An 18301-nucleotide genomic window follows, 5' to 3' on the forward strand; every position below is an offset into this window, starting at 1 on the left:
CTCCTACTTCTCGGCTACCTTGACGGTGATGTGGCAGGTGCGCTTCAAGATACGATCCGCACGCCCCTTGGCACGCGGCTTGATACGCTTGAGCGTCATGCCCTCATCGACGCAGATGGTCGAGACACGCAGCTCGTCAATGTCCATGCCGTTGTTTTCTTCCGCATTCGCGATGGCGGACTGAAGCACTTTCTTGACCAACTTGGCAGCCTTCTTCGGTGAGAAGGTCAGCAGGTCAATAGCTTCGGCAACCGGTTTACCGCGCACTTGGTCAGCCACCAAACGGGCCTTCTGTGCGGATAAAGCAGCGCCACTCAGCTTAGCTGTGACTTCCATCTCTCAATCCTCTCTGGCTTACCGTTTGGCTTTCTTATCCGCCGCATGCCCGCGATATGTGCGAGTAGCAGCGAATTCGCCAAGTTTATGACCCACCATTTCCTCGGAGACATGCACCGGGACATGCTGGCGTCCGTTATGGACCGCAATAGTCAGACCTACCATGTTAGGCAGGATCATCGAACGACGCGACCAGGTCTTGATTGGTTTGCGATCGTTCTTCTCCACTGCAGCCTCTACCTTCTTCAAAAGATGAAGGTCAATGAAGGGACCTTTCTTTAGTGAACGTGGCACAGCCGTTACCTCTTAATGTCTTGGCAATTTCGATTAACGCGTCTTGTTACGACGACGAATAATCAGCTTGTCGGTGCGCTTGTTCTTACGCGTCTTGTGACCCTTAGTCGGCACACCCCATGGGGATACCGGGTGACGACCACCACTGGTGCGGCCTTCGCCACCACCGTGCGGGTGATCGACTGGGTTCATCGCGACACCGCGAACAGTCGGACGCACGCCTCTCCAGCGCTTCGCACCGGCCTTGCCAAGTTGACGCAGGCTGTGCTCGGAGTTGCTCACTTCACCCAAGGTTGCGCGGCACTCGGCCAACACTTTACGCATTTCGCCGGAGCGAAGACGCAAGGTGGCATAGTTACCTTCACGAGCAACCAACTGAGCGCTTGTACCGGCACTGCGAGCAATCTGCGCGCCTTTACCCGGCTTGAGTTCGATGCAGTGCACCGTAGAACCCAACGGGACGTTACGCAGCGGCAAAGCATTGCCTTTCTTGATTGACGCGTTAACACCAGATTCCAGCACGTCACCCGCGCTGACACCTTTCGGTGCAATGATGTAACGACGCTCACCATCGGCATACTTCAGCAGCGCAATGTGCGCACTGCGGTTCGGATCGTGTTCCAGACGCTCAACGGTGGCAGGAATGCCATCCTTGGTGCGTTTGAAATCGATCAACCGATAGTGGTGACGATGACCACCGCCCACGTGGCGGGTGGTGATACGACCGTAGTTGTTACGGCCGCCGGACTTGGACTGTTTTTCTAGAAGCGGTGCATAAGCACGGCCCTTAAACAGTTCCTCGCCAACGATCTTGACGACGTGGCGACGACCGGCGGAAGTGGGTTTGGTCTTGACGATTGCCATTATCCGTACTCCTGCCCTTATTCGGCGCCAGAGAAGTCTTCGAGCGTTTCACCCGCAGCCAGGGTCACATACGCTTTGCGGTAACCCTTACGCAGGCCAACGCCGTTCGCAGTACGCTTTGTTTTACCCTTCATGTTCAGTACTTGAACACTGCCGACCTTCTTGCCGAAGAGTGCTTCAACGGCTTTCTTGATCTCGGGCTTGGTAGCATCGCTTGCCACCTTGAAAACGTACTGGTTGCGCTCGGCTGCCATCGCGGCCTTTTCGGTCACGTGCGGTCCAAGCAGAACCTTGAATACGCGTTCCTGGTTCATGCCAGCTTCTCCTCGAATTTACGCAGGGCGGAGACGGTAATCAGGACCTTATCAAAGGCTACCAGGCTTACCGGGTCAGCTGCCGCGACATCCACCACGTCAACGTGGGGAAGGTTGCGTGCGGCTAAATAGAGCTTCTCGTCAATCTCTTCAGTGACGATCAACACTTTTTCAAGGTTGAGCTCTTTCAGCTTGGCAGCTACCTGCTTGGTCTTAGGCGCATCGACGTTAAACTCTTCAATCGCGACCAGACGCTCTTGACGAACAAGTTCAGACAGGATGGAGCGCATCGCTGCGCGGTACATCTTGCGGTTAACCTTCTGGGTATAGTCTTGCGGACGAGCCGCGAAGGTTACACCGCCGCTACGCCATAGCGGAGAGCGGATAGTACCGGCACGTGCACGACCGGTGCCTTTCTGACGCCACGGCTTCTTACCACCGCCACGAACGTCGGAACGACTCTTTTGTGCGCGAGTTCCCTGACGACCAGCCGCTAAATAAGCAGTGACCACTTGGTGAACGAGCGCTTCGTTGAATTCTTTGCCAAAAGTGGCGTCGGCTACTTCAACGGTACCCGCGCCTGCAGCAAGATTCAGATTCATTGGTAATTATCCCCTTCAGCCAGCTTTCACGGCGCTGCGAACGATAACGTCACTACCGGGAGCACCCGGTACGGCGCCTTTGATCAGCAGCAGGTTACGCTCGGCGTCGACACGGACGATCTCAAGGCTCTGCACGGTGCAACGGGCGTTACCCATTTGACCGGCCATTTTCTTGCCTTTAAATACGCGACCCGGTGTCTGACACATACCGATAGAACCCGGTGCGCGATGCGACAAAGAGTTACCGTGAGTCATGTCTTGGGTACGGAAGTTCCAGCGCTTAACAGCACCCTGGAAGCCTTTACCCTTAGAGGTGCCAGTCACATCAACCATTTGACCAGCTTCGAAGAGGGATACGGTGAGTTCGCCGCCCACTTCAGGAATCTCTTCGCCTTCTGCAAGACGAAATTCCATCAGCGCACGACCAGCCTCAACACCCGCCTTGGCAAACTGTCCAGCTTGCGCCTTGGTGAGGTGCTTGGCTTTACGAGAACCAGACGTGACCTGAATCGCTGCGTAACCGTCAGACTCGACGGACTTAACGCGTGTAACACGATTAGGATCAACTTCAATAACGGTTACGGGCACAGACGCGCCGTCTTCGGTAAAGACACGGGTCATCCCGGCCTTTTTACCGACTAAACCGATAGTCATACTCAGTCTCCTATAGTGTACGGGGCTATCACCCGCTATGGCTGCCCTTTCCAGAGCATTCCACTAGCACATTGTATGGCGCCTCACGGCGCGGCGGCTGCTGCTCATGCGAAACAATGATGAGCGCTGGGCCGCAAGTGACTAGTGTAATTAGTTGAGCTTGATTTGCACGTCAACGCCAGCGGCGAGATCGAGCTTCATCAGCGCATCAACAGTTTTCTCGGTCGGCTCAACGATGTCGAGCACACGCTTATGAGTGCGAATCTCATACTGGTCACGCGCATCTTTGTTGACGTGCGGCGAGATCAGTATGGTGTAGCGCTCGCGGTTGGTCGGCAGCGGGATCGGCCCACGAACCTGAGCACCAGTACGCTTAGCGGTTTCAACAATCTCCGCTGTGGACTGATCGATCAGGCGATGGTCGAACGCTTTCAACCGAATGCGAATCTTTTGGTTCTGCATTTGCCCTAAACTCCAATGGATGTCGACGGCGCGAGCCGTCTACCCACGCATTCAAAGGATGCGCATTATATGCACGCCACAAGCACATGTCAAACATTTGCTAATGGTGCGCAGAAAAGGGGGCTCACCAGAGCCCCCTTCTTCATTCAAACATGCACCTTACTTGATGATCTTGGCAACAACGCCAGCACCAACAGTACGGCCGCCTTCACGAATGGCGAAGCGCAAGCCTTCGTCCATTGCGATCGGAGCGATCAAGGTAACAACCATTTGCACGTTGTCACCCGGCATGACCATTTCAACGCCTTCAGGCAGTTCACAAGTACCGGTTACGTCAGTGGTACGGAAGTAGAACTGAGGACGGTAGCCCTTGAAGAAAGGTGTATGACGACCACCTTCTTCTTTGGACAGGATGTAAACTTCTGATTCGAAAACGGTGTGCGGAGTGATGGTACCGGTTTTCGCCAGAACCTGACCACGCTCAACGTCATCACGCTTAGTACCACGCAACAAGGCACCAACGTTCTCGCCTGCACGACCTTCGTCAAGCAGTTTGCGGAACATTTCAACGCCGGTAACGGTCGTTTTGGTGGTGTCGCGGATACCCACGATTTCAACTTCTTCGCCCGCTTTCACGATACCGCGCTCTACACGACCGGTAACAACAGTACCGCGGCCAGAGATAGAGAACACGTCTTCGATCGGCATCAGGAACGGCTGGTCGATAGCACGCTCCGGCTCAGGGATGTAGTCATCCAGAGCTTTGATCAGATTGGCAACGGCGGTGGTGCCCATGCCGTTCTCATCTTCACCGTTCAGAGCCATCAGCGCAGAACCAGTGATGATCGGCGTGTCGTCACCCGGGAAGTCGTACTGGTCTAGAAGTTCACGAACTTCCATTTCAACCAGCTCGAGCAGCTCTTCGTCATCGACCATGTCCGCTTTGTTCAGGAACACAACGATGTACGGTACGCCAACCTGACGAGACAGCAGGATGTGCTCGCGAGTTTGCGGCATCGGGCCATCTGCGGCAGAACATACCAGGATCGCGCCGTCCATCTGCGCTGCACCGGTGATCATGTTCTTGACGTAGTCAGCGTGTCCTGGGCAGTCAACGTGAGCGTAGTGACGCTCTTCAGACTGGTATTCCACGTGAGAAGTAGCGATCGTGATACCGCGCTCGCGCTCTTCAGGAGCGTTATCGATGGTATCAAATTCACGCCAGTCGCCGCCGAAAACCTCAGCAGACACACGGGTCAGGGCCGCAGTCAGTGTCGTTTTACCGTGGTCGACGTGACCAATGGTGCCGACGTTGACGTGCGGTTTGGAACGTTCAAATTTTTCCTTAGCCACTGCTATAACCTCTTTACGTTAGCTAACGGTTAACCGTTTTGATTGATGACGGCTTCAACGACGCTGGAGGGCGCCTCGTCGTACTTCGAGAACTCCATGGAGTAGCTCGCACGGCCCTGGGTTTGTGAGCGCAGATCGGTTGCGTAACCGAACATCTCGCCCAGTGGCACCGTTGCACGAATGACTTTACCAGAAGAGGAGTCATCCATACCCTGCACCAGGCCGCGACGACGGCTCAGGTCACCCATGACGTCACCCATAAACTCTTCGGGGGTCACGATTTCGACCTTCATCACCGGCTCCAGCAGCACGGCCTTGGCCTTCCTGGCACCTTCTTTTACTGCCATAGAAGAAGCAATCTTGAACGCAGTCTCGTTCGAGTCTACGTCGTGGAAGGAGCCGTCGAACAGCGACACTTTAACGTCAATCATCGGGTAACCCGCGATGACGCCGTTTTTCAGCTGTTCATAAGCACCCTTCTCAACCGCAGGGACGTATTCCTTAGGAACCGCGCCACCCACGATCTCAGAGTTGAACTTGAAGAAAATTTCTTCTTCGCCTTCACCCTTCTCTTCTGCAGTCAGCGGCTCAATACGTAGCCAAACGTGACCGTACTGACCACGACCACCAGACTGACGTACGAACTTGCCTTCTTGCTCGATGCTGCCGCGAATGGTTTCGCGATAGGCAACCTGCGGCTTACCGATATTGGCTTCAACCTTGAACTCGCGACGCATACGGTCAACAAGGATATCCAGGTGAAGCTCACCCATACCAGAAATAATCGTCTGGCCGGTTTCTTCGTCGGTCTTAACCTGGAAGGAGGGATCTTCCTGAGCCAGCTTGCCCAGTGCAACGCCCATCTTCTCTTGGTCTGCCTTAGACTTAGGCTCTACGGCAACCGAAATAACCGGATCCGGGAATTCCATGCGCTCGAGAACAATCTTGTTATCGATATCGCACAAGGTATCACCGGTGGTGACGTCTTTCAGACCGATACAGGCGGCGATATCGCCAGCCAGAACCTCTTTGATCTCTTCGCGAGAGTTGGCGTGCATCTGAACGATACGGCCAACGCGCTCTTTCTTCTGCTTAACGGAGTTATACACGCCGTCACCAGATTTCAGAACACCCGAATAGACACGAATAAAGGTCAGCGTACCAACGAAGGGGTCGGTGGCAATTTTAAATGCCAGCGCCGCAAAAGGAGCACTGTCGTCCGCTTCGCGGGTATCAACGGTGCCGTCTTTATCGTCGAGCTCACCTTCGATCGCTTTAACTTCAGTCGGCGAAGGCATGTATTCGATAACGCCGTCCAGCACTGCCTGAACGCCCTTGTTCTTAAAGGCCGAGCCACAGGTAACCAGAACGATATCGTTAGCCAGCGTGCGTGCGCGCAAGCCCGCCTTGATTTCTTCGATCGTCAACTCACCGCCTTCAAGGTACTTCTCCATCAGCTCGTCAGAGCCTTCGGCAGCGGCTTCTACCATTTGTTCGCGATAGGTCTCAGCTGTTTCTTGCAGGTCAGCCGGAATATCGACGAGATCATAATTCATACCCAGGCTTTCCTCGTCCCACAGGATAGCCTTCATCTGAATCAGATCGATAACGCCTTTAAAGTCTTCCTCAGTGCCCCAGTTGATCTGGATTGGCACAGCGTTGGCACCCAGGCGCTCTTTCAGCTGGTTGACAACCATAAAGAAGTCAGCACCGGTACGGTCCATCTTATTGACGAAGACCATGCGCGGTACTTCGTACTTGTTGGCTTGACGCCATACGGTTTCGGTCTGCGGCTGAACGCCGGAAGAACCGCACAGTACGACGACCGCGCCATCAAGTACGCGCAGAGAACGCTCAACTTCGATAGTGAAGTCAACGTGCCCTGGAGTATCGATAATGTTGATACGGTGCTCAGGGAACTGCTTGTTCATGCCCTGCCAGAAACAGGTAGTAGCAGCTGAGGTGATAGTGATACCACGCTCCTGCTCCTGCTCCATCCAGTCCATGGTCGCAGCACCATCGTGCACTTCGCCCACTTTGTGAGAAAGGCCGGTGTAAAACAGTACACGCTCGGTCGTCGTGGTTTTACCCGCGTCGACGTGAGCAACGATACCGATATTGCGATAACGATTAAGTGGAGTCTTGCGTGCCACGGTGAAACTCCCGTTTGTTGGCGATGCTCGTTAATTTAGCGGCGTTTAGGTAAGCGAGGCTTATGCTCCTGCCGCCACCCATGAATGATAGCGGACAGGTATTGCAACAAAGCGACTCAGCAAACATTCGCGATGCTGACCAACGTGCATATATAAATCCGAACTTAAAAACGCCGTACTCAGAAACGCCGATATTAGAAACGGTAGTGCGAGAACGCCTTGTTGGCTTCTGCCATACGATGCACATCTTCGCGCTTCTTAACGGCAGAACCTTTACCTTCAGCGGCATCCAGCATTTCACCAGCCAGACGCTGCACCATGGTTTTTTCACCGCGACGACGCGCCGCATCCACCAGCCAACGCATAGCCAGCGCTTGACGGCGAGACGGACGAACTTCAACCGGCACCTGATAGGTCGCACCACCAACACGGCGCGACTTCACTTCGACCATCGGCTGGATGGCTTCCAGCGCTTTATCGAAGGTCTCCAGCGGATCTTCTTTACTACGCTCGGCAACCTTGTCCAACGCACCGTAGACGATACGCTCAGCTATGGACTTTTTGCCGCTGACCATCAGGTGGTTCATGAACTTCGCCAGACGCTCACTTCCGAACTTAGGATCCGGCAGGATTTCGCGTTTAGCTACTACTCTTCTTCTAGGCATGATAAGCCCTCAATTAAGGATCTTTCAGGTAAACCCGGAACTGGTCTTAGGTACGTGGTACCCAGCGCTGCCCGACCTTACTCTTATCAGACCGTCAAATTCGTAATAATCGTTACTCAGCACACCGACATGGCGGTTGCGCTGTAAAGCCATCCAGTCTTAGGACTTAGGACGCTTAGTACCGTACTTAGAACGACCCTGACGACGATTTTGAACGCCGGAGGTGTCAAGGGCGCCACGAACGGTGTGATAACGCACACCTGGCAAATCCTTTACACGGCCGCCGCGAATCAGTACGACAGAGTGTTCTTGAAGGTTGTGACCTTCACCACCGATGTAGGAAGACACTTCAAAGCCGTTGGTCAGGCGCACACGGCAAACCTTACGCAGGGCTGAGTTAGGCTTCTTCGGGGTGGTGGTGTAAACGCGCGTACATACGCCACGTTTTTGCGGACAGGCCTGCAGCGCTGGCACGTCACTTTTTGTGACGGGGCGCTTGCGCGGCTTGCGCACTAGCTGATTAATCGTTGCCATGGTGTTTAGCTGACTCCAATGGTTGCCTTGCCTTTCAACAAATGCGGGCAGCGGATGCGGGCGCACCCACCCCACTGTTAAAGGCTGCGCATTCTAAAGGCTGACCCTAGGTGGCGTCAAGCCTTGCCGGCGGTTTTACCGGCAAGGTGACGTTTTTCAGGTCAGCTATTCGTTTTTACGTTCACTTTCTTACTTACACTTTCTTACTTACTCTACGCCTGCTTACAGCTCATCGTCAGAATCGAGAGCGGTCAACTGGGCGCCTAGCTCCTGCTCTACCTCGGTCGCTGAGGGGTTGAACAGTTGCTCTACGTCTTCGCGCTTGCGACGACGTTCCGCGTGGTGAGTCAACCCGGTACCTGCCGGGATCAAACGACCCACTACTACGTTTTCTTTCAAGCCGCGCAGGTAATCGCGCTTGCCGGTGACCGCTGCTTCGGTCAATACGCGGGTGGTCTCCTGGAAGGAGGCCGCGGAAATGAACGACTCGGTCGCCAGGCTGGCCTTGGTAATACCCAGCAGCATGCGCTGATACTTGGCTGGGAACTTGCTTTCTTTTTCAAGGCGCTCGTTCTGCTCCAAGACGCGGACCAGTTCTGCCTGATCACCGGTAATGAAGTCAGAATCGCCTGAATCAGTAATCTCTACCTTGCGCAGCATCTGACGCACGATGACTTCGATGTGCTTGTCATTGATGCCAACGCCCTGCAGGCGATAAACGTCCTGCACTTCGGCAGTGATGTACTTGGCGAGTTCCTCAACACCCAATAAGCGCAAGATGTCATGGGGGTTGCTCGGGCCATCAGAAATGACCTCACCCTTCTCGACCGCTTCACCCTCGAAGACGGCAATTTGACGCCATTTAGGGATCAGCGCTTCAAACGGATCGCCGGATTCCGGAGTAATCATCAGGCGACGCTTGCCTTTGGTCTCTTTACCAAAGCTAACCACACCGCTGATCTCGGCCAGAATCGATGATTCTTTCGGCTTACGCGCTTCAAACAAGTCAGCAACCCGCGGCAGACCACCGGTGATGTCTTTGTTTGCCGAAGCCTCTACCGGGATACGGGCTACCACTTCACCTACACCGATGGTGGCGCCATCATCCACAGAGATGATCGAGTTACCCGGCAGCAGGTACTGTACCGGCGTGTTCGAGCCGGAAACCGACACGTACTCGCCTGCGGCGTCCTGCAGCATGACCATCGGGCGCTTGTCGCGTCCCGCCATCGGGCGAGCGGCCGACTCAATGACCTCGATAGAGGACAGACCGGTCATCTCGTCGACGCTACGGTGCATGGTGACACCTTCGTCAAGATCGATGAACTGCGCCTTACCTTCTACCTCTGCCACGATCGGATGCGTGTGTGGATCCCACTTAGCCACGGTTGCGCCGGCATCAACCACATCGCCGTCACGAACAGATAGCTCAGCACCGTAAGGCAGCTTGTAGTACTCACGCTCACGACCATGATCGTCGGCAACGGCCAAGGCACTGGAACGGGATACCACTACCAACTTACCGTCGGCACGCTCAACATGCTTGATGTTGTGCAGGCGAACTTTACCGCCGTGCTTGACCTGTACGCTATCAACCGCTGATGAACGCGATGCCGCACCACCGATGTGGAACGTACGCATCGTCAGCTGGGTACCCGGCTCACCGATGGACTGTGCAGCGATAACGCCCACGGACTCACCGATGTTGACCTGGTGACCACGTGCCAGGTCACGACCGTAACAGGACGAACATACGCCGTGTGGCGTATCACAGGTGATGGTTGAGCGAACAATAATCTCATCCACACCCATGGTGTCGAGTTCTGCACACCACTTCTCGTCGAGCAGCGTATTACGCGGGATCAACACTTCCTCAGTGCCCGGATCAACAACGTCCTGAGCAACCACACGACCCAACACACGCTGGGACAGCGGTACGATGATGTCGCCACCCTCGATGATCGGGTGCAGCGTCAGACCGTTCTCGGTACCACAATCAACCTCGGTAATAACCAAGTCTTGCGCCACGTCGACCAGACGGCGGGTCAGGTAACCGGAGTTGGCCGTTTTCAGAGCCGTATCCGCCAGACCTTTACGTGCACCGTGGGTCGAGATGAAGTACTGAAGTACGTTCAGACCTTCCCGGAAGTTGGCCACGATCGGTGTTTCGATGATCGAGCCATCCGGCTTGGCCATCAGACCACGCATACCCGCCAACTGACGGATCTGAGCGGCAGAACCACGCGCACCAGAGTCAGCCATGATGAAGACGCTGTTGAACGAATCCTGTTCGACTTCGTTGCCATGGCGGTCAACGACGGTTTCTTTGGAGATACCCGTCATCATCGCTTTGGCGACTTTATCATTGGCTTTCGACCAGATATCGATAACCTTGTTGTACTTCTCGCCCGCTGTTACCAGGCCAGAGGAGAACTGGTCTTCGATCTCTTTAACTTCCGCTTCTGCCGCGTCAACGATCTCTGTTTTGGCTTCGGGGATAACGAAGTCGTTAACACCGATAGAGGCACCTGACCAGGTCGCCAGACGGAAGCCGGTGTACATCAGCTGATCGGCGAAGATGACCGTCGGTTTGAGACCCGCACGGCGGTATACTTCGTTGATCAGACTGGAGATCGCCTTCTTCTTCATGGGCTGATCAATCAGCGCAAACGGCACACCTTCAGGCAGAATGCGGAACAGCAGCGCACGGCCAACCGTCGTATCGTAAATACGGCGGTGGAAGCTACGCTCGCCGCTCTCTTCTTCGATATCGATTTCGTCCAGACGCACTTTGACACGGGCGTGCAGCGATACTGATTGAGTACCAAACGCGCGTTCTACCTCATTGAGGTCAGAGAACACCATGCCTTCGCCCTTGGCGTTGATCTTTTCGCGGGTCATGTAATAAAGACCCAGAACAACGTCCTGCGACGGCACGATGATCGGCTCGCCGTTGGCGGGCGACAGCACGTTATTGGTGGCCATCATCAGCGCGCGTGCTTCAAGCTGCGCTTCCAGCGTCAGCGGTACGTGTACCGCCATCTGGTCACCGTCAAAGTCGGCGTTGTAAGCAGCACACACCAGCGGGTGCAGCTGAATGGCCTTACCTTCGATCAGCAGTGGCTCAAACGCCTGGATACCCAGACGGTGAAGCGTCGGCGCACGGTTGAGCAGTACCGGATGTTCGCGGATAACATCGGCGAGGATGTCCCACACTTCCGGCAGTTCACGCTCAACCATCTTTTTCGCGGCTTTAATCGTTGAGGCATAGCCCAGCGACTGAAGCTTGGAATAGATGAACGGCTTGAACAGCTCCAGCGCCATTTTCTTCGGCAGACCACACTGGTGCAGGCGCAGCGTCGGACCTACGGTAATGACCGAACGACCTGAGTAGTCGACGCGCTTACCGAGAAGGTTTTGACGGAAACGACCCTGCTTACCTTTGATCATGTCGGCGAGCGACTTCAGCGGACGCTTGTTAGAGCCCGTGATCGCACGGCCACGACGACCGTTATCCAGCAGCGCATCAACCGCTTCCTGCAGCATGCGCTTCTCGTTGCGCACGATGATATCCGGCGCGTTCAGATCGAGAAGACGCTTCAGGCGGTTGTTACGGTTGATCACACGACGGTAAAGGTCGTTAAGATCGGAGGTCGCGAAGCGGCCACCATCCAGCGGTACCAGCGGACGCAGATCCGGTGGCAGCACGGGCAGCACTTCCATCACCATCCACGCCGGCGCGTTACCGGAGTGATAGAACGCCTCAAGCAGTTTCAGACGCTTGGAAAGCTTCTTGATCTTGGTTTCAGAGTTGGTCTGCGGAATTTCTTCACGCAGCGTATTGATCTCTTCTTCCAGATCGATGTCTTTAAGCAGTTCCTGTACCGCTTCGGCACCCATACGGGCATCGAAATCGTCGCCGAACTCTTCCAGCGCTTCAAAGTACTGCTCATCGTTCAACAGTTGACCACGCTCAAGCGTAGTCATGCCTGGATCGATAACCACAAAGCTTTCGAAATACAGTACCCGCTCGATATCACGCAGGGTCATATCGAGGAACATGCCGATCCGTGACGGCAGCGACTTCAGGAACCAAATGTGAGCGACCGGAGAAGCCAATTCGATATGCCCCATGCGCTCACGGCGCACGGCAGCTTTAGTGACTTCAACGCCACACTTCTCACAAATGATACCGCGGTGCTTCATGCGCTTATATTTGCCGCACAAGCACTCATAGTCCTTTACCGGGCCAAAAATCTTGGCGCAGAACAGACCATCCCGTTCCGGTTTAAAGGTACGGTAGTTGATGGTCTCAGGCTTTTTCACCTCGCCAAATGACCAGGAGCGAATCATGTCCGGCGACGCCAGGGTAATCTTGATCGCGTCGAACTCTTCGGACTGAGACTGCGATTTGAGTACTTTCACCAAATCTTTCATGTGACGGCTCCTAGCTCTCTAACTCGATATCGATGCCCAGCGAGCGGATTTCCTTCACGAGTACGTTAAAGGATTCCGGCATGCCTGCCTGCATGGTGTGGTCGCCATCCACGATGTTTTTATACATCTTGGTGCGGCCTTCGACGTCGTCCGACTTGACGGTGAGCATCTCTTGTAGCGTGTATGCGGCGCCGTAAGCTTCCAACGCCCACACTTCCATCTCACCGAAGCGCTGACCACCGAATTGCGCCTTACCACCCAAGGGCTGCTGGGTAACCAGCGAGTAAGAACCGGTAGAACGAGCGTGCATCTTGTCGTCTACCAAGTGGTTGAGCTTCAGCATATACATGTAGCCAACGGTGACCGGACGGTCAAAAGCATCACCGGTACGGCCATCGAACAAGGCCATCTGACCTGACTCGGGAATGTCCGCCAGCTTCAGCAAATGCTTGATCTCGTGCTCTTTAGCACCATCAAACACCGGCGTGGCCATCGGCACACCGCCTTTTAGGTTCTTCGCCAGGGCGATGATTTCATCGTCAGTCAGCGAATCGAGATCTTCAATGCGTGTTCCCTGCGTATTGTAGATCTGACCTAAGAAATCACGAATTTCAGCGACTTGCTGACCCCGTGCATCGCGCAGCATGGCATCGATTTTGACCCCCAAGCCACGGGCAGCCATGCCCAGGTGAGTTTCAAGAATCTGCCCCACGTTCATACGCGACGGTACGCCCAACGGGTTAAGCACCACGTCAACCGGCTCGCCCTTCTCATCAAACGGCATGTCTTCGATCGGCATGATCGCCGAGATAACACCTTTGTTACCGTGACGACCGGCCATCTTGTCGCCCGGCTGAATGCGACGCTTGACGGCCATATAAACTTTGACGATTTTCAACACACCTGGCGCAAGGTCATCGCCCTGGGTCAGCTTGCGTTTCTTGTCTTCAAAGCGCTCGTCCATTTCCTTACGGCGGTTTTCGAGCTGTTCGTCAGCTTGAGCCAGCAGCTCATTGTAGGACTCATCCTGCATGCGCAGTTTGAACCACTGCTGACGCGGTAACTCATCAAGGTAGGCTTCGTCGAGCACATCGCCTTTCTTGAGGTTCGGACCACCGTTGACGGCTTGGCCATCAAGCGTACGCTGAAGACGCTCGAACGTTGCGTCTTCGGCAATACGGTAGGTCTCTTGAAGGTCCTTGCGAACCTCATCCAGCTGAGTACGCTCAATTGACAGCGCACGTGAATCTTTTTCAACGCCGTCACGGGTGAAGACCTGAACATCAATGACGGTACCCTTCATGCCTGTTGGGGCACGCAAGGAGGTGTCTTTAACGTCAGACGCTTTCTCACCAAAGATGGCACGCAGCAGCTTTTCTTCCGGCGTTAACTGGGTTTCACCTTTCGGCGTTACCTTACCTACTAAAATATCACCCGGGCCAACTTCGGCACCGATGTAAACAACACCCGCCTCATCCAGCTTGGAGAGCGCGGACTCACCCACATTGGGGATATCGGAGGTAATCTCTTCCGAGCCTAGCTTGGTGTCGCGCGATACACAGGTCAGTTCTTGAATGTGGATCGTGGTGAAACGGTCTTCTTGAACTACCCGCTCGGAGAGCAGGATGGAGTCCTCGAAGTTGTAACCATTCCAGGGCATAAACGCGATACGCATGTTCTGACCCAGCGCCAGATCACCCATGTCGACAGACGGGCCGTCGGCGAGAATATCGCCACGCGCCACGTTATCGCCAGGCCGCACGATGGGGCGCTGGTTCATACAGGTGTTCTGGTTCGAGCGGGTGTACTTGGTCAGGTTGTAGATATCAACCCCGGCTTCCCCGCCGATGATCTCATCTTCATTAACCCGTACCACAACACGACGCGCATCGACGGAGTCAATCACGCCGCCGCGATTGGCGACCGCACAGACACCGGAGTCACGCGCAACAAAGCGCTCCATGCCCGTACCTACCAGCGGCTTATCGGCACGCAGCGTCGGTACCGCCTGGCGCTGCATGTTTGAACCCATCAAGGCGCGGTTAGCGTCATCGTGCTCCAGGAACGGAATCAATGCCGCTGCCACGGAAACGACCTGACGAGGTGATACGTCCATCAGCGTCACTTGCTCAGGACGCATAAAGGTCGTTTCACCGCGGTGACGTACCTGAACCAGGTCATCGCTCAGCTTGTTGGACTCATCCACCGCTGCCGACGCCTGGGCGATAACGAAATCGCCCTCTTCGATCGCCGAGAGGTGAACGATGTCGTCGGTCAGCTGACGATCAACCACTTTACGGTACGGCGTCTCAAGAAAGCCGTAGCTGTTAGTGTGACTGTAAGTCGCCAGCGAGTTGATTAGACCGATGTTCGGGCCTTCTGGCGTTTCGATCGGGCATAGACGCCCGTAGTGCGTGGCGTGTACGTCACGTACTTCGAAACCAGCGCGCTCACGGGTCAAACCACCGGGGCCGAGTGCAGACACACGACGCTTGTGGGTAACTTCCGACAGCGGGTTGTTTTGGTCCATAAACTGGGAAAGCTGGCTGGAGCCAAAGAACTCTTTCACCGCTGCCGCTACCGGCTTGGCATTGATCAAGTCTTGGGGCATCAGACCTTCGCTTTCCGCCATGGAAAGACGCTCTTTTACCGCACGCTCGACGCGCACCAAGCCAACACGGAACTGGTTCTCGGCCATTTCGCCAACGCAGCGGATACGACGGTTACCCAGGTGATCGATATCGTCAACGTCACCGAAGCCGTTACGAATATTGATCAGCTCGCGCAGCACATCAAGGATGTCTTTGCGATCCAGCACGCCCGAACCGGTGTCTTCTTCACGACGCAGACGGCGGTTGAACTTCATGCGGCCCACGCCCGACAGGTCGTAGCGGTCCTCAGAGAAGAACAGATTATTAAACAGCGTTTCTGCAGACTCTTTGGTCGGCGGCTCACCGGGGCGCATCATACGGTAAATTTCGACCAACGCTTCAAGCTGGGAATTAGTGGCATCCAGCTTCAGGGTGTCGGAAACAAATGAACCGCAATCCAGATCGTTGGTGTAGAGGGTTTCGATCAGGGTAATACCGCCCTGAGCCATACGCTCCAGCACTTCCGGGGTAATCTCGGTGTTACACGGGCAGATCAGTTCGCCAGTTTTGGCGTCGACTTGATCTTTGGCCAGTGTTTTGCCGAACAGATACTCCATCGGCACATCCAGACGCTCAAGACCGGCTTTTTCAAGCTGGCGAATGTGCTTCTGGGTAATCCGGCGGCCTTCTTCAACGATCACATTACCTTCGCCATCCTTGATGTCGAAAGTAGCCGTCTCGCCGCGCAGCCGCGACGGTACCAGCTCCACAGAGAAACCGGATTTCTCAATGTGGAAGACGCTGGTTTCAAAGAACTCATCCAGGATTTCTTCGGTGCTCATTCCCAGTGCACGCATCAGTACCGAAGCCGGCAGCTTGCGGCGACGGTCAATACGTACAAAGACGTTGTCTTTGGGGTCAAACTCGAAGTCCAACCAGGAGCCGCGGTAAGGAATCACGCGAGCTGAATAGAGCAGCTTGCCGGAAGAGTGGCTCTTCCCTTTGTCATGATCGAAGAACACACCGGGCGAGCGGTGGAGCTGGGAAACGATAACCCGCTCAGTACCGTTGATAACAAAGGTACCGTTCTCGGTCATCAGGGGGATTTCCCCCATGTAGACTTCCTGCTCTTTAATATCTTTGATTGCTTTGTTCGAGGAGTCGCGATCGTAAATGATCAAGCGAACCTTGACGCGCAGCGGAGCGGAGTAAGTCACGCCGCGTAGCTGGCACTCCTTAACATCGAACGCCGGCGTGCCAAAGCGGTAGCTGACATACTCAAGCGCCGCATTGCCAGAGAAGCTCTCGATCGGAAACACGGACTTGAATGCCGCGTGCAAGCCGACTTCGTGCCGCTCGTCGGGCGAACGATCTTGCTGGAGGAAGTCGTAATAGGAATCCAGCTGGATAGCCAGCAAGTAAGGCACATCCATCACTTGGGGCAGTTTGCCGAAATCCTTGCGGATGCGTTTTTTCTCAGTATATGAGTAAGCCATCTGTATTCCCCAGCTTGTTCACCATGGGTGACCGATGCGTGGTCATCTGCCCTGCGGGCGTGTCAGACGCAGACAGCAAGCTCCTGAATGGGTAGCTCGCCGTCGAAAATCTAGTTCGATAACACTGTTTCGATAACACTTTTTTTACGTTTCTGTTGCCAGCATGGTTAATGAAACGCACGTTGCAACAGAAAAAGGCCGGCAGCGGGATATCCCGCCGCCAGCCGTGGAAGCTTACGCAGCGCGTAAAGCCGTCCGCACAAGGTTTACTTGAGCTCGACGGTGGCGCCCGCTTCTTCCAGCTTCGCTTTAGCAGCTTCAGCGTCGTCTTTAGACAGACCTTCTTTGATGGTCGCCGGAGCGCCGTCAACAGCACCTTTAGCTTCTTTCAAGCCAAGGCCAGTGATCTCACGAACTGCTTTGATCACGTTAACTTTCTTGTCGCCAGCAGAGGTCAGAACGACGTCAAATTCAGTCTGCTCTTCTGCTGCCGCTTCGCCGCCAGCAGCCGGGCCAGCCATTACGGCTGCAGCAGCTGAAACGCCGAATTTCTCTTCCATTGCTTCGATCAGCTCGACAACTTCCATTACGGACATGTCGGCTACAGCATTGATGATATCGTCTTTGGACAGTGCCATTGTTTCATTCCTAACTTTGCGGGAGTCTCGGTCAACCGATGACTCAGGATTCATTGCTCGGTTCAGGCAGTGCCCCGCCAATGCAGGTCATGCTGCCCACAAAAAGCGCTGCTTACGCGGCTTCTTGCTTCTGGTCGCGCAGGGCGGCCAGGGTACGAACCAGCTTGCCAGCGGAGGCTTCTTTCATTACCGACATCAACTTGGCAATTGCCTCGTCGTAAGTCGGCAGGGTTGCCAGACGGTCGATGTCAGCAGCCGGAATCAGCTCACCTTCGTAGGCCAACGCTTTTACTTCGAAGTTCTTGTCCGTTTTAGCAAACTCTTTGAACAGACGAGCAGCAGCGCCCGGATGATCAGTAGAGAAAGCCAACAGAGTCGGACCAACGAAGCTATCGTTTAAGCACTCCCACTGAGTGCCCTCGAGAGCGCGGCGAGCCAGTGTGTTACGAACCACACGCAGCTCTACACCATTCTCACGCGCCTGCTTGCGCAGATCGGTCATTTTACCAACCGTAACGCCGCGAGAATCAGCAACTACGACGGAGAGTGCGCCCTTGGCCGCTTCACTGACCTCGGCAACAATCGCTTTCTTGCCTTCAAGTGCTAGTGGCACAGTGATCACTCCTTCGTGCCGGAACCCAGGAAGGTTCCGGTGGTTACCATCTCTTCCCGTGCTTAAGGGCAAGTCCGTTATTAACAACGGGATTGCAGCACGGAAAGCCTTGGGGATGGTGCTCACCAGAAAGCTGTTTCAAGCTTTAACCAACTGGCGGCCACACCATCTGCGCAGGCGCTTAAGGGCAATTAAGCCGCCATTGCATTTGGATAGCAAAGGCGGCACCTGCGGTCTTTGACGATGCCCGGCTAGTATTAGCTACCAAACGGGGACCGCAAAGTTCTTGCTCTGT

15 protein-coding genes are annotated in these 18301 nt (G+C 54.9%); all 15 read right to left on the bottom strand.

All coding sequences use genetic code 11. The features are described from left to right. Positions 1 to 3: 3 nt before the first annotated feature. Positions 4 to 336, bottom strand: a complete 333-nt coding sequence (rplV, locus tag ACFFLD_RS19475) for a 50S ribosomal protein L22 (RefSeq protein ID WP_009723900.1) — start codon at positions 334 to 336, stop codon at positions 4 to 6. An 18-nt stretch (positions 337 to 354) separates the two neighbouring features. Next, on the bottom strand, positions 355 to 630 hold the full coding sequence (gene rpsS / locus ACFFLD_RS19480) for a 30S ribosomal protein S19 (RefSeq protein WP_009098993.1): 276 nt from the start codon (positions 628 to 630) through the stop codon (positions 355 to 357). A gap of 33 nt (positions 631 to 663) precedes the next feature. Further along, positions 664 to 1494: a 50S ribosomal protein L2 gene (rplB, locus tag ACFFLD_RS19485; RefSeq protein ID WP_008959166.1), complete on the bottom strand. Its 831-nt coding sequence runs from the start codon at positions 1492 to 1494 to the stop codon at positions 664 to 666. A gap of 17 nt (positions 1495 to 1511) precedes the next feature. Next, the gene (gene rplW / locus ACFFLD_RS19490; protein WP_008959167.1) at positions 1512 to 1808 is read right to left on the bottom strand and encodes a 50S ribosomal protein L23; all 297 of its coding nucleotides are present in this window, start codon (positions 1806 to 1808) and stop codon (positions 1512 to 1514) included. Then, complete coding sequence (gene rplD / locus ACFFLD_RS19495; RefSeq protein WP_386043216.1) at positions 1805 to 2410, bottom strand: 50S ribosomal protein L4; 606 nt, start codon at positions 2408 to 2410, stop codon at positions 1805 to 1807. Before rplD ends, rplW begins: the two co-directional genes overlap by 4 nt. Positions 2411 to 2425: 15 nt before the next feature. Next, entirely contained in the window at positions 2426 to 3064 is a 639-nt protein-coding gene (gene rplC, locus ACFFLD_RS19500; protein WP_009288142.1) for a 50S ribosomal protein L3, read from the bottom strand. A 150-nt stretch (positions 3065 to 3214) separates the two neighbouring features. Then, positions 3215 to 3526 (bottom strand): 30S ribosomal protein S10, encoded by a 312-nt coding sequence (gene rpsJ / locus ACFFLD_RS19505; RefSeq protein WP_007112007.1) that lies wholly within the window; start codon positions 3524 to 3526, stop codon positions 3215 to 3217. Between the two features lie 159 nt (positions 3527 to 3685). After that, on the bottom strand, positions 3686 to 4879 hold the full coding sequence (gene tuf / locus ACFFLD_RS19510) for an elongation factor Tu (protein WP_386043219.1): 1194 nt from the start codon (positions 4877 to 4879) through the stop codon (positions 3686 to 3688). Between the two features lie 29 nt (positions 4880 to 4908). Continuing rightward, positions 4909 to 7032, bottom strand: a complete 2124-nt coding sequence (gene fusA, locus ACFFLD_RS19515) for an elongation factor G (RefSeq protein WP_386043221.1) — start codon at positions 7030 to 7032, stop codon at positions 4909 to 4911. A gap of 194 nt (positions 7033 to 7226) precedes the next feature. After that, positions 7227 to 7697, bottom strand: a complete 471-nt coding sequence (rpsG, locus tag ACFFLD_RS19520) for a 30S ribosomal protein S7 (RefSeq protein ID WP_078089843.1) — start codon at positions 7695 to 7697, stop codon at positions 7227 to 7229. A 159-nt stretch (positions 7698 to 7856) separates the two neighbouring features. After that, positions 7857 to 8231, bottom strand: coding sequence for a 30S ribosomal protein S12 (gene rpsL / locus ACFFLD_RS19525; RefSeq protein ID WP_008959173.1), 375 nt, complete (start codon positions 8229 to 8231; stop codon positions 7857 to 7859). A 222-nt stretch (positions 8232 to 8453) separates the two neighbouring features. Next, complete coding sequence (gene rpoC / locus ACFFLD_RS19530) at positions 8454 to 12668, bottom strand: DNA-directed RNA polymerase subunit beta' (protein ID WP_386043224.1); 4215 nt, start codon at positions 12666 to 12668, stop codon at positions 8454 to 8456. A 10-nt stretch (positions 12669 to 12678) separates the two neighbouring features. Then, complete coding sequence (gene rpoB / locus ACFFLD_RS19535) at positions 12679 to 16755, bottom strand: DNA-directed RNA polymerase subunit beta (protein WP_386043226.1); 4077 nt, start codon at positions 16753 to 16755, stop codon at positions 12679 to 12681. 266 nt (positions 16756 to 17021) lie between these two features. Next, complete coding sequence (rplL, locus tag ACFFLD_RS19540; protein WP_386043228.1) at positions 17022 to 17393, bottom strand: 50S ribosomal protein L7/L12; 372 nt, start codon at positions 17391 to 17393, stop codon at positions 17022 to 17024. Between the two features lie 112 nt (positions 17394 to 17505). After that, complete coding sequence (gene rplJ / locus ACFFLD_RS19545) at positions 17506 to 18006, bottom strand: 50S ribosomal protein L10 (protein ID WP_386043230.1); 501 nt, start codon at positions 18004 to 18006, stop codon at positions 17506 to 17508. Positions 18007 to 18301: the final 295 nt, after the last annotated feature.

The sequence above is a fragment of the Vreelandella sulfidaeris genome (assembly GCF_042429665.1).
Classification (GTDB): domain Bacteria; phylum Pseudomonadota; class Gammaproteobacteria; order Pseudomonadales; family Halomonadaceae; genus Vreelandella.